At 49.3% G+C, this 13232-nt stretch carries 13 protein-coding genes; 3 read left to right on the top strand and 10 right to left on the bottom strand.

The features are described 5' to 3' along the window. The first annotated feature begins 36 nt into the window (after nucleotides 1-36). Nucleotides 37-1074 (top strand): hypothetical protein, encoded by a 1038-nt coding sequence (locus BUB18_RS26620; RefSeq protein WP_073087031.1) that lies wholly within the window; start codon nucleotides 37-39, stop codon nucleotides 1072-1074. Nucleotides 1075-1187: 113 nt separating this feature from the next. Here the strand turns inward: BUB18_RS26620 and BUB18_RS26615 are convergent, their stop codons facing one another. Continuing rightward, nucleotides 1188-2162 (bottom strand): terpene synthase family protein, encoded by a 975-nt coding sequence (locus BUB18_RS26615; RefSeq protein WP_073087029.1) that lies wholly within the window; start codon nucleotides 2160-2162, stop codon nucleotides 1188-1190. 272 nt (nucleotides 2163-2434) lie between these two features. Then, a complete protein-coding gene (idi, locus tag BUB18_RS26610) occupies nucleotides 2435-2974 on the bottom strand; it encodes an isopentenyl-diphosphate Delta-isomerase (RefSeq protein ID WP_073087027.1) in 540 nt (179 codons plus the stop codon). Between the two features lie 515 nt (nucleotides 2975-3489). Between idi and BUB18_RS26600 the strand changes: the two genes are divergently transcribed. Continuing rightward, nucleotides 3490-3963, top strand: coding sequence for a GAF domain-containing protein (locus BUB18_RS26600; RefSeq protein WP_073087023.1), 474 nt, complete (start codon nucleotides 3490-3492; stop codon nucleotides 3961-3963). A gap of 41 nt (nucleotides 3964-4004) precedes the next feature. After that, nucleotides 4005-4766: a tyrosine-protein phosphatase gene (locus BUB18_RS26595; RefSeq protein WP_073087022.1), complete on the top strand. Its 762-nt coding sequence runs from the start codon at nucleotides 4005-4007 to the stop codon at nucleotides 4764-4766. Here BUB18_RS26595 and BUB18_RS26590 read toward each other — a convergent pair. From BUB18_RS26590 to BUB18_RS26555, 8 genes are read right to left on the bottom strand one after another with little or no spacing between them, the layout of a single operon-like run. Continuing rightward, on the bottom strand, nucleotides 4750-6294 hold the full coding sequence (locus tag BUB18_RS26590) for a T9SS type B sorting domain-containing protein (RefSeq protein ID WP_083550849.1): 1545 nt from the start codon (nucleotides 6292-6294) through the stop codon (nucleotides 4750-4752). The genes BUB18_RS26595 and BUB18_RS26590 overlap by 17 nt on opposite strands. A 29-nt stretch (nucleotides 6295-6323) precedes the next feature. Further along, on the bottom strand, nucleotides 6324-6857 hold the full coding sequence (locus BUB18_RS26585) for a PglD-related sugar-binding protein (RefSeq protein ID WP_073087018.1): 534 nt from the start codon (nucleotides 6855-6857) through the stop codon (nucleotides 6324-6326). Then, a complete protein-coding gene (locus tag BUB18_RS26580; protein ID WP_073087016.1) occupies nucleotides 6854-7807 on the bottom strand; it encodes an MraY family glycosyltransferase in 954 nt (317 codons plus the stop codon). The genes BUB18_RS26585 and BUB18_RS26580 overlap by 4 nt, the downstream gene beginning before the upstream one ends. Nucleotide 7808: 1 nt before the next feature. Further along, nucleotides 7809-8750 carry an NAD-dependent epimerase/dehydratase family protein gene (locus BUB18_RS26575; RefSeq protein ID WP_073087014.1) on the bottom strand — a complete coding sequence of 314 codons (942 nt, stop codon included), beginning with the start codon at nucleotides 8748-8750 and terminating at the stop codon, nucleotides 7809-7811. Beyond that, nucleotides 8750-9877 carry a glycosyltransferase family 4 protein gene (locus tag BUB18_RS26570; RefSeq protein ID WP_073087012.1) on the bottom strand — a complete coding sequence of 376 codons (1128 nt, stop codon included), beginning with the start codon at nucleotides 9875-9877 and terminating at the stop codon, nucleotides 8750-8752. The genes BUB18_RS26575 and BUB18_RS26570 overlap by 1 nt, the downstream gene beginning before the upstream one ends. Nucleotides 9878-9907: 30 nt before the next feature. Next, complete coding sequence (locus BUB18_RS26565; protein ID WP_073087010.1) at nucleotides 9908-11047, bottom strand: right-handed parallel beta-helix repeat-containing protein; 1140 nt, start codon at nucleotides 11045-11047, stop codon at nucleotides 9908-9910. Nucleotides 11048-11050: 3 nt separating this feature from the next. Then, nucleotides 11051-12121 (bottom strand): glycosyltransferase, encoded by a 1071-nt coding sequence (locus tag BUB18_RS26560; protein ID WP_178372219.1) that lies wholly within the window; start codon nucleotides 12119-12121, stop codon nucleotides 11051-11053. A 28-nt stretch (nucleotides 12122-12149) separates the two neighbouring features. Continuing rightward, nucleotides 12150-13214 carry a glycosyltransferase gene (locus tag BUB18_RS26555; protein ID WP_073087006.1) on the bottom strand — a complete coding sequence of 355 codons (1065 nt, stop codon included), beginning with the start codon at nucleotides 13212-13214 and terminating at the stop codon, nucleotides 12150-12152. Nucleotides 13215-13232 lie beyond the last annotated feature (18 nt).

Here is a 13232-nt window from a genome sequence, read left to right as displayed (position 1 = left end):
CAGCCCGTGGTATTTTATCACCATATCTAATAACGCATGCCAGAGGTAGATAAAAAGGAAGCCAGCATCCTCCACAGAGCTATTGCGGAATGGCAGCACCAGTCGCTGATCAGCGAAGATCAGGCACGGCAGCTGAATGGCACCGTGAAGGTGCGCACCACCGACTGGCAAACCATCGCATTATATATATTTATTGCGGCCATTTCCTGTGCGCTGATGGCATTTGGCTCACTGGTGCTGGATGAGAAATGGATAGAGATCCTGCGAAAAAAATTTAGTCTCACCGATGGGGTAATTGCTTTTCTCTTTGCGGCCGTAACCGTGGCCCTGTGTTACCATGGCTGGCGCAAGAAGCGCCATGAGCTTGGCTTTTCCTTTAACCGGGAACTATTCTGGCTGCTGCCGGTGCTCAGTACAGGCGTTACCGTGGTATACCTGGGCAAATCCATGGACTACCTCAACGGCAATTATGGCGCATTCTGGTTGCTGGCTACCATTATATATGGCGTACTGGCGTTGGCGTTACAGTCGCGCTTTTTATGGGTGGCCATGCTGCTGTCCCTGATTCCGGCTTACGTAAAGCTGACTTATTATATCACCGGTGATGCGCCTTACTTCCTGGGCATGAACCTCCCCTGCCGCATGGCCGTGCTGGGAGCACTCCTGCTGCTTGCCGGCACACTGGTAAGGAATACAAGGGTATATGCGCCTATAAAAGATATTACCCGCAGCGGCGGCTGGCTGCTGTTCCTGCTCTCCGGCTGGCTGATTTCCATTTTTGGCAATACGGCCACCTGGGCGGAGTGGCAGCAATTGCGACAGGTGCACCTGCTTTTCTGGGTGTTTGCGTTTACCGCACAATGTGTACTCACGTTTATCTGGGGGCTGCAACGGAAAGATCCTATGATCCGCGATATGGGCATCATCTTCTTTCTCCTGAATTTATATACCCGCTATTTTGAATACCTGTGGGACCGCACCAACAAGGGGCTGTTTTTCGCTATACTGGCGTTGAGCTTTTGGGGGTTGGGGCGACTTATAGAGCGGCGATTTGGTAAAAACAAAGGTGGGTAGCCGCTTCCCGGGCGTTGCTTCTTGTAATTTTCCTTAACAATCTTCGCTAAAGTCAGATACTGAATTTAGCGAAGATTGTGTTTAATAGACGCCTGCGAGGCGTCTATACCTTGCTAATCCGCAACCGTTAATGCGCTGGCCACACCATATCTACCGGTATCGAGTACACTCCATTCGTAATTTCCGATCATCCAGCTGCGCAGCACGGCTACATAGCGAATCAGTTCGTAGCTGAAGGGTGTTTCTTCGTAAGGGAGTAATTTTTCCAGTACGAGGAAAATTGCCAACTCTTCATTGTGCATACGGGTGGCCTCGGCCACCGCATCCTGCAGCGGTATGCCCAGTTCATGTTTCAGTACCAGCACCAGGTTGTGTACATCGCCGGCTTTGGATTCTTTTGTACAGGAGATGATATCATTTGCCCAGCAAACGATGTTATTACAGGCCAGGATCATGCGTTGGAGAATAGCATTTTGCAGCACTTCTTCTGGCAGGTAAATTTTTTCAATGATGTCAATGGCTTCTACATCCGCGAAGAGGGCACCGGTGAAGGGACGCATACGAACGTAATCCTTTACGGATGGAACTCTGCCAGCTTCGCGGTTTTCTGCTTCCCAGATGCAGGAATTAAAGTAATCTTCCATGCTGCGGATAAAGCGCAGGCGCCAGGAGGGCTTGCTGATGGCGCGCATACGTTCCCAGATATCGGATAATGAAGCGGGCAAAGGGCCGGCATCTTCCAGACTATACACTTTATTGGTGTGAAAGATGTCCATCAGGCCGGCCATAATGGTACGGAGGTAATCAGATTTTTTACCGGCGGAGTTTTCATCGCATTGATCATCGAGTAAAAACAGCCAGGTGTTAAAGTCGGCAATGAGGCAAAGTTCGTGGAAGGGAGCGTCCGGAAAGGCGCGTGCAGCGAGCCATGCAAAGCGTGCCTTATTGAATTTGAACAGTGCTTTCTCGTCGGTGATAAGGTCAAATTTTTGTACCCACTGTTGTATATGGGTCTGAGCATCTTCGGCGCGGGCATTCACGCGGGATGGGAACGGATACTTCAATTGCGGGAGGTGGATTAGATTCATGTGCCTCATTGTTTAAAAGTTAACATATTATGGTTTAGAGAATGCGGCGTTAACAGCAGTGGTAGCACGGCTGTGGTTCAGTGGCATAGTAAGGGATTACAGGTATGCAGGTGATTAACGCGGCCTGGCATGCCGCGGAGCTCATTCGGTTAACAGTAAAGGTGTAATAGTTAAAATTGATTTGTTGGCATCGTGAAATCCCATGACATACGGCCATGGAATTACACGGAGCAATAAAGCACTCCCGGTGCTGTAGTGCTCCGGATGACGGGTCAGGCGTTTACCTCATTAACAGTTATTTTGAGATACTCCAAAACCATTGGCAAAGCACGATGAAACCATACCGTAAAACTATCTGGTTCGGCGGCCATCAATGCGAGAATGTCTCGTGCAGACATATACTTATAGCTATTTACTTCCGAAGTATCTGCTTCAACGGGACCATTATAGGTGCCTACCAGCACATGATCATATTCATGTTCCGTAAGGCCGTTGTCGAAAACATTTTTATACATGAAAGAAAATATCTCCTGTAGCGGACAGTCAAATCCCATTTCCTCCTTCAGGCGGCGGTGTGCCGCGTCCAGGGTAGTTTCGCCCGGATATGGGTGACTACAGCAGGTGTTGGTCCATAATCCTCCTGAATGATATTTATCCAACGCACGTTGCTGGATCAGGATTTCGCCGGCATCATTTACAATAAATACGGAGAAGGCACGATGCAGCAACCCTTTTTCATGGGCTTCCATTTTTTCCATTGCTCCTATGGGCTCGTCGGATTCGTTTACCAGTATAACTTCAGGATGTTTCATAGCGCAACAAAGATATTTTAATTATGCTTTCAGCATGCAGTTAAGCAGATTTTTTTGCCGCTGAATATCAGACTGGTTTAAATGATCGCATGAATGGTTACTGTTTTAAATATACGATATTAATCATAAAATAAGCAAATATTTATATGGGTGATTTTCCTGCAGACAGGCCGCAGTCGGCCAAAGCGGCGTTTCTTGCAAAAAGGGAATGATTTTGAGCTTGTAAAGGATTTCGTTTTGTCTTTTTTGCTCGCAAAGCAGCATAAGTGGCATAAGCAGCAAAGGCCTGCATTTTGTTCCAATAAAATGTTTGAGAGAAGAGAGGCCGCAGGCCTCTACTCTCTCGTTATGAGGTCCGCCTACGGCGGACCTCATAACGAGACAAACAACATAACACCGTCCTTTGCTGCTTACATGCTTGGCTGCGTGCAAAAAAGACAAAACAAACACTATGCAAGAAAAAGCTGCGCCAGGAATGACAATGCCGTGAAACACAAATGCCTTACCTTTGACAAATGGCTGAAGATTTAAAAGTAGCAACCGGAAATAAGGCGGAACAGTACCTTTCATTAATTCCGCAGATCAAAGGATTGATAGACGGAGAGCCCGATCTGATCGCAAACCTCGCCAATATTGCAGGTGCGCTCAAAGAACAGTTCCACTGGTTTTGGGTGGGTTTCTATCTGGTAAAAGAAGACCAGCTGGTGCTAGGCCCCTTCCAGGGCCCTATAGCCTGCACACGCATCCGTAAAGGAAAAGGCGTTTGCGGCACAAGCTGGGAACAGGCCCAAACGCTGATAGTGCCGGATGTGGAAGCTTTTCCCGGGCACATTGCCTGCAGCAGCTTATCCCGCTCGGAAATCGTAGTACCCATCATCCGCGATGGCGTGGTAAAAGGCGTACTGGACGTGGATAGCGAGCACCTGTCTCAATTCGACGAAACCGATAAATTGTACCTGGAGCAGATTGTGGCATTAATTTCGATGTAAAGGACAAGCATTTTAATTGTAATCTTTATTCGAAACCGCTTATGTTTTTTTTCCGTAAAAAAAATACATCTGATGCCAACGTCAGCTCATTACTGGCATTTATGGGTACAGACCTGCACTCGCACCTGCTGCCCGCAGTAGACGATGGTGTGCAGGATGTGGATACCAGCATTCATTTTATCACTGCTTTACAGGAAATGGGCATCCGCCAGATTATCACTACGCCACACGTGATGATGGATCGCTTTCCAAATTCTGCCCAAACCCTTGCGGCGCCTTACCAACAGGTATCCGATGCCCTACAGCAGGCAGGCAATCAAATTTCGTTCAGGCATGCAGGTGAGTACTACCTGGATGAATCACTACCACAGCTGTTACAGCAGCCTTTAATGAAAGTATTCGACAGCGTGGTGCTGGCAGAAATGTCGTTTATGTCCGCCCCGCCGCAGATCTTTCAGTGGATATTCGATATCCAGGCAGCAGGCTACCAGGTACTGATGGCGCATCCCGAAAGGTACAGCTACTACCACCAGCACCCGGAAACGTATGCCCGCTTTAAAGAACGCGGCTGTTTACTACAGGTGAATCTCCTGTCTCTCACCGGATATTATGGTAAACATATTAAACTGGCTGCTGAATATCTGTTGCAGAAAGGACTGGCAGATTACATAGGTACGGATCTCCATCATCATAAGCATCTACAGGCTATTCAGGACATAGGGAATAATAAAAAACTCAGGGCAGTACTGGATAGTTACCCGTTTAAAAATCGGGCTATCCCGCTGGCTAACGTACCAGTGTAACCGTACCTGTTTGCTTCCTCGCCTGCTGGCGGCTGTCGGTATAAGTAAGCACCCATGCAAATACCTGGGCCTGCGCCTTCTTACCACGAATCATACCATCCCAGCCGCCTTCAGGATCGCGGGTTTCAAATGCCAGCTCACCCCAACGGGTATACACCGCCAATCTGAAATCGGTCACGGCATCGTGTACTTTTGCACGAAACACATCATTCTGCCCGTCCTGGTTGGGAGAAAAAGCAGTTGGCATAAACACGGCACACTCTCTGATATAGCGTATCAGGTTTGAATCAACAGCTGTTTCACAGCTGTTTTTATCTTTTAACCGGAGATGATAATTTCCCGCATCCAAACCGTTCCATACACTGTCCGCCTGCCAGGGGCCATATTGCAGACTATATGCATACGGTGCGGTACCGCCGGCGCCGCTGAGTACAATCCTCCCATCCGTTACATCGGTACAACTCACATGATGAATTTTAACACGACCAAACTGCAATACTTCCGGCTGCGGCAACACCGCGATGGCAGCCATCGCACACCCTACGGCATCCGTGGCAGCGTATGGGTAATTACCGGCTTTCAGTGCGTCATACACACTATCCGGTGAATAGGCACCACTGTTTCCGAAGGCAAACTCAAAAGGCGCTATACCATTCTGCGGCCTTAAAGTAATGGCGCCATTGGCATCTCCATAACATAAAGGCAACTGTGGCACCGCCATTACATTCAGCGTATAGGCGGCAACGTTAGCCACCGCTGTAACACTGGTGCCATTGGCAGATTTTACGGTAACGCTGTACTGGCCTTCTGCCAGCCCGGAGAGGGTGGAAGTATGCCCGCCATGCTGCCATTCATAGGTGTATGGCGATTTCCCGCCAGTGGCAACCACCTGGATTTTACCGGTGCTTTTTCCTTTGCAGGTAGGCTGGATATCGAAGGTAACATTGGGCGCCTGGGCCAGACTGGCGGACAGATGATCCACCAGCGTACCCGTGTAACCATTACCGGAGCAGGATGGCGGCAGATAAGGCATCAGCAGGATATAGTTATAATCCTTTGCCGGCCGCATATTGGCGGTATACCGTTGCCATTGCTCGTGGGTGAAGGTACCGGACTGCCACAGTAAATCGCCCTGCTCCGCAGGACTATTACTGCCATAGATGGCCATGGTGCCGGTACATAAAGTTAAGGTGTCATAATGTACAGGGAATGCGAGATCAAAGGATAGCTGATAGGTGCTGCCGGCTTTGAGCGGCGTGGGCAGCTGCTGGGAAATTCCTTCCTGGTAGCGATGTCCAAAAATAAAGCCTGCATATGTTTTACCATCAGATGCAGGCAGCGAAATTCCATAGAATCCGGGCTGGGTATCGGGCGATTGAAAAGCTCTGTACCAGGGGGCCGGTACGTTACCAGCCTTGGGGGGCCCTTCTATCGAAGGGTTACCCAGGCTGATGTCCTGTGCTAAGGACGGGTTATTGTTCAATAATGCCACGGCTACCATTGCCGTGAGGGTTTTCAATAATTGCATGTTTAATTAATACGTTAACAATAGGGGCGCTATACCACCAGCGTTAGCGGCGGCACCACCGTATTAGCTTTCACGCGTGCAAAGCGTGTTACCACCGCACCGGCGCCAATCACCACCCCTTTTTCTATATGTGCCCCGCCGCCTATATAGGCATTGGGAGCGATGTGTGCATAATCTTCTATCACCGCATCATGATCCACTACCGCACCTGCATTGATGATCACATGCGCACCCAGCTGTACATTGGCCTGTACCACTGCTCTTGCCAGCACTACGGTGCCGGCACCCGGACTAACGCTTGCGTCTACACTGGCATCTGCGTGGACAAAGGTACCAAATGGATGTGCCACCGTGTCCGCCAGTCGCTGGCGCACCGTGTTGTTACCAATGGCTATGATCATTGCAGCTTCCGGATACGCATCCTCGCGGTAAGGAATCACAGCTGTATCAGTGGTTTCCTGGTCATCAAAAAAACAACGTACCTCATGGTTATGATCCCTGACTAAAGCGGACACTACACGTGCATGTCCACCAGCACCATATATAACTACTCCTTTTTTCATACAGCAACGGATTTTGTCATCAATTTATTTTTCATGGCCACATAAATTCCTGCCAGCGGCAGGCAGGCAACGAGTAAGGTGGTGATGAAATCCCAATGGGTATTCAGTAACATCACATCAATGGCCAGTTGCAACATGGCATAACCGGCGCTCACAATCAGGTGCGGCACCCGCTGGTCGTTTGCCAGAATCTGGTAAAAATGGAGGCGATGTGCTTCGAAAATATTTTGCTTCAGCAGCAGCCGGTGGATTATGGTGAGCACGGTATCGCAACCATACACAGCCAACACCAGTACATACTTTATTTCTCCGCTTTCCCAGATCAGCGAAATGATCAGCAATGCCAGCCAGCATCCCAGCGATACACTGCCCACATCCCCTGCAAAACAGCGGGCTTTGGTGCGGAAATTAAAATACAGGAACACCAGGCAGGCCAGTATCGGGCAGATGATAAAGGCACTGTCCGTAAACGTATGTACGTAGGTGTTAATGTACCAGAGGCAAAGAAAAGCCACCAGGCTGTATAACCCCGTAATACCGTTGATGCCGTCCATGAAATTATAAGCGTTGATCACCCCGATGATCAGCACTACGCTCACGGCTATCAGCCAGGCAGGCCATGCCCCGAAGGCACCCATACCGTAAAGGATTAATGCAACGGAGATCAGCTGTACCAGCAGGCGTACCCTGCTGCTCAGGCTACTCACATCATCGGCAAAACTAACGGCACTGATAAGCACAAGGCCTCCGATGGTATACCAGGATACGCCGTGGAAAAACAGTGCGTAAGCGATGGCTGCCAGCGGAAATACAACGCCCCCACCGCGGATCGTTACTTCTGTATGCGAGCTGCGCTGATTGGGTTTATCAATGATATTGAGCCGGTCGGCCAGCTTGAAATAGCCCAGCATGGCCACCAGTAAAATAGCGATAATGATAAGATAGGTCATATCAGGAGGATTGAAAACTTCGGATTGTGGCTGTCAGGCCGGACCTTGCATCCAGTGGGAGTTTGTCCAGCCCCAGCACCTTTTTGATTTTTGCATTGGATACTTCATATGAATCCGTCAGCTTCTGCAGGCGGTCGGTATTGAGCGGAAACCGGATAAAGTCCCCTACCCTGGCCATGCTTTTGATAAACGACGGATTGATATGCAGCTTTCGTATATTCTTTCCCGTTACCTGCTCCATAATCTGCACCAGGTCGTTGGTAGATAGTGATTCATCGTCGGCAAGATTATAAACACCGGAAGGGATACGACCATCGGCGGCCAGCAGTGCATCGATAACGTAGCAGAGATTTTCTACGGAAAGAAACGAACGTTTATTGTCGAAAGCGGTTAATGGATACGGAATACCTTTTTGTACGAATCCATACAGCAGATTGAGATTCCCTTTATTGCCCGGACCATGAATCATGCAGGGGCGCAGAATATAAAGGTGCTTATCCGGCGGCAGCAGTTGCTGCAGCAGGTAGGCCTCTGCCATCTGTTTGGATTTACCGTAGGCGGTTTGCGGCATGGGCGGCTCTTCTTCGGTGAGCACGCCATTCACTTTATCTGCCGCGGCTTTTACGCTGCTGCAATAAATGAAGAAGCGGGCATCACTTTTCAGGAAGCGATCAAACAGCTGCTGGGTAAGGTAGGTATTGGCCTCAAAATAATCTTTTGGAGAACTTACGTTCTTCATATCATGGGCCTTCCCCGCCAGGTGTACCACCGCGGCCACATCGGGCAGCGGCGACTGGTTCAGCTCATCCCAGGTAATGGTTTGGGGGCATATATCGTTAGCAGATTTATGCCTGGTTAGTCCGGTTACCGTCCACCTGTCTTTCGTGTAGGCCATCAGGTTAGTACCTACAAAACCGCGGTATCCGCTCATTAAAATATTCATTACGATACTTTTGCTAATGATCTGTAAATATGAAGGGTCTTCTCAATCACTTTATCCACTCCAAACTCTCTTTCTGCCAGTTCCCTGGAATTGGCGCCCATTTCTTTACGCAGTTCATCAGATAATATGAGGCGTCGCATGGCGGCAGCCAGTGTTTCCGCATCTTTAGCGGGAACAAGAAATCCGTTGTAGTCAGGTATTACGCATTCGCGGCAACCGGGAACATCGGTGGTAATGATGGGGCGCCCTACGGCAGCGGCTTCAATGAGCGACTTCGGCAGGCCTTCCCTGTAGCTGGGCAGTACTACCAGGTCGGACTCCTGGAGGAGCTGGCGCACATTTTTCTGGTAGCCTATCCATTTAATATATTCTCCGTCGGTGAGTGAGGTCAGCTCCTCCGCGCTGATAGCAGCGAGGTTCTCATGGTCCACATCTCCGGCGAGAATAAACTGAGCGGAATGCGCCAGTTCTTTTTTCAGCAGCCTTGCCGCGGCAATAAACTCCATCACGCCTTTATCACGCAGCATACGCGCAGGCAGTACTACTTTCACCCGCTCTGCGGTGGGTGGTTTTATGGCGAAAGTGAATTCGTTGAGGTCCACCCCGGAACCCTTGATAAGGGTGACATCCCTGTCATCCACTATTTTCAAAGATTTGAACACACTTACATCATCCTCGTTCTGGAATATGAAGTGGCGGTTACCGCCGCGGAAACCAAATTTCATCATGGTGAGCAGTACTCGTTGAGCCAGGCCTTTTCTACCGCCGGTGAAGTTGTATCCCAGGCCGCTGATGGCATTTACGGAGCCTTTCATTTTGGAGAGTCGTGCTGCAATGCTGCCATACAGCGCCACTTTGATAGTAACGTGATGGAGCACATCCGGTTTATGTTGCCTGTACAGGTTGTACAGCAGGCGGATACAGTTCAGCTCTTCTTTCATATTCATACCGGAGCGTTTAAAAGGCAGGTGAATGACCTTGAGGCCATGACTCCGGATTTCATCGGCACGGCCGGTATCAGCGGTTACGATGGTCACATCGTAGCCGGCGGCTTTTGCTGCCAATGCTACGGGCAGTCTATGCGAAAGGAAGAACCAGTCTACGTTTACAACGATAAACAGTTTCATGTGATATGGTTAATTTTTTCGGTTTTTCAGTTATTCTATCTCCAGGTTTTTCTTATTGGCCTGTGCTTTTTTCAGTTTATCCACCTCGTTGTTACTACCAGGTTTTTGAATTGATATATTTTTAAACTTACACTTCGGTGCAAATTCGTAATTGCGTGAGCTTTTAAAGGCATTGCTGTTATTTTTCCATACCGGATCAATCACCTGGATATTACCAGCCAGTGGCTTATCAGCTGCCGTATATTTACCATCCATGCCACCCATCCAGAAAGCGATACCGCTGCCATCATCCAGGTGTTTATTGATGGTGATGTTCACCTGTTTCTGGTCAGGCCCTGGTAAGCGGCCTAATCCTACCACAAGCCCGTACTTCGCATTATTGAACGTAACGGGATTATCGATGAGGATATCATCGATTTGTTCGGCGCTGCTGTTAGGCTCTATGTCGATGCCAGCCATAGGCAAGGTTCCGGAGGTATTACTCACCACTGGATTGATCAGTTTCAGGCCTTTCACCGAACCGATGGTGATTCCGTTTCTCCGGTTATTATCCACGTTAGCGTAGTATATATTTACGTTGGTATTGGGTTTGGACTTATCGGCCTGCCCTATGTAAATACCATCTCCCCAACATTTACTCACCTGTGGATGATAGATATTGATATTATCGCTGGAGCGAACATCAATTCCCATGCCCCACTCGCCACCGTTGCCGCTGTGATGATCCTTATCCCCCACGAGTACGGGGTTGTAGAGCTTTACGTTTTGTACATTCAGCATTTTGAGCATGGCGTACTTGCCTTTGTTACTGGATTGTAGCACCAGTGAAGAATTGGGCTGAAAGATGACGGTGGAATTGCTTTTCAGCAGCAGTCCGTTATCATTGATCAGTACCGGGAAGTTGGGCATCTTCACCACTTTGTTGGTGTTGAGGGCGTTTTGCAGGGCCGTGGTATAATCCACCGAACCATCTTTTACATAGCCGGCAGGCAATGCTTTTGTGAGATCGTAGGCGCCACCGGTCAGGGATGCCGCTTCCGTTCTGTACCGGCCCGCGGCCGACAGGTTGCTGTAGGTACCAGGTAAAGGCTTGTACTGGAATATGTCCTGTGCATAACAGCCCATCCAGAGGGCCAGTGTGGCGGCAAATGCAAAACAACGTCTACGCATAAACTAAGCTTTAGTGTTTTCGTATATCGCTTCCCAGGTATTGAGGATCATAGACTTTTCGAAATTATTTTTTACAAATGCGGCATTTTTCCTGCCCCATTCGGTTCTGGTGGCATGATCCATTTTCATAAGCTGCGTCATGCCGGCGCCCAATGCTACCGGATCGCGCGGCGTTACTACTACTCCCCCACCGGCGCCTTCGAGGATGCTACGGATACCACCAACATCGGTACCGGTTACCGGCAGGCCGGCGGACATGGCTTCCAGTAGCGCCATCGGCATACCTTCGCTGCGGGAAGAAATCACGTAGCCGTCGTAGTCGGGCAGCAGCTGTGAAATATTCTTTACCAACCCTAAAAAGCGCACGTGGCGATTGAGGCCTGCCAGTTCTACCTGTGCCTTTAAGTCATGCTTCAAATCCCCATCTCCCGCAATATCAACTGTAAACTGCATGCCTGAGCGCAGGAGCAACTGAAGGGCATCAAACAGGTTGCGGTAATCCTTTACTTCTATTAAGCGACCAATTGCAATCCAGCGAAACACCGGATGAACAGGCTTTTCCGCCGGCATGGCAAAGCGGTCCACGTCGATGGCGTTGTAAATCACCGACGAGCGCTGCGCATCAATACTGCCTTTTTCATGCAGCAATTCCAGTGCGGGCACGGACACGGCTGTATGATAATCCACCCAGCGGGAAGTGAGTTTATAAAACAGGTAAGGACTGATCACACGTTTACGCGCATCATAGTTGCTGTGCGAGGTATTGATAACGCGGATAGCCGGGTAACGCATTTTTACAAAGCGCCCGATCAGGTTTGCGTGATACAGGTGCGTATGGATAATATCCGGTTTCTCTTTTTTGATTACCTGTGAAAGTTTACGGAAGGCGGACACGATGGACTTTGCCCCGTTGAGACCCAGGTCGTAGTGACGCACACGTTTATCCAACCTGCCCAGCAGGCCCAGATCGGTTTTGATGGTAAGCAGGGAGATTTCATAGCCTCTGTCGGCCAGTGCAGGAATAATTCCCAGCAGCTGACTTTCTGCCCCACCAAATCCAAGGCTTGTAATCACGAATAAAATTTTACGGTTGTTCATCTGCTTAAACGGACATAAAAAATGATGAATAGTCAAAATTATTGACCGCCAGTTTAGGAGCGGCCATATGCCGGGCGTTGATGATGGCTGTTGCCAGCGCTTTTTCATCCGCTACCGGTACGGTAAACCCGTTGATGCCGGGTTCAATAATTCCTTTGAAATCCACGCAGTTGGTGGCTACCACCGGCGTGCCCAGCAGCAGTGCTTCCAGCACTACATTTGGAAATCCTTCTTTGCGGGAAGAGAGCACAAATAAGTCGGCCTCCCGGAAATAAGGATATGGATTGGATTTGAAGCCATGGAATAACACCTGGTCCTGCAGCTGGTTATCTGCCACGAGCTTACGCAGCATGTTACCGTAGCCGGGTTCTGTGTTCTCCCTGCCTAAGATATGCAGGCGTGCATTTGGAATGGCTTCCAATACGGCCGGCATGGCTTTAATCAGCACATCAAATCCTTTGGCGGAGTACAGCGAGCCAGCCGCTACAATATTGAATCGCGTGTTGTCGAAAACGTTAATCAGCTCTCTCCCCAATGTTTCTACCTGTTTGGTATTAACCATGTTGGGGATATGCCTTACTTTTTTCGCCGGTATGCGGTAAAATGTTTCTGCCTCCTCTTTCATCTGCGCCGTTTGGGCGATCACGTGGTGCGCGTGGCGGAGCACGCGGCTGTTGAGGAATCGCTCCAGCTTGCCTTTGAAGCCGGCGCCCAACCGGTTGCTCGGCAAAGTGGGGAGTCGTACTACATTTACATATTTACCACCTGTCAACTTCCGCATAAGGATGGTAATGATGCTGATATGATTGAGCGTGGTGAATACTACATCCGGCTTCAGTTCTTTCAGCACTTTATATAAGTCGCGTGTTCCCGCGCTGGCATTGGGTTTCTCCAGCTTGATCAGTTTCACCTGTTGTGTAATCAGGTCTATATAATCATACGCCGGGCAAATCACCACCAGGTATATATCCAGTTTGGTAGCATCGAGAGAGTTGATGATGTTCATCACTACTTTCTCGGCGCCGCCGCCTTTTAAACTGGGTAATATGAATACTATTTTCTTTTTCATCAACAAGAGGTTTAACGC

Origin of the sequence: Chitinophaga jiangningensis, assembly GCF_900142605.1 — a bacterium.
GTDB lineage: Bacteria > Bacteroidota > Bacteroidia > Chitinophagales > Chitinophagaceae > Chitinophaga > Chitinophaga jiangningensis.
The sequence above is the reverse complement of the archived record's forward strand: the minus strand, read 5'-3'. Positions and strand labels throughout refer to the sequence as shown.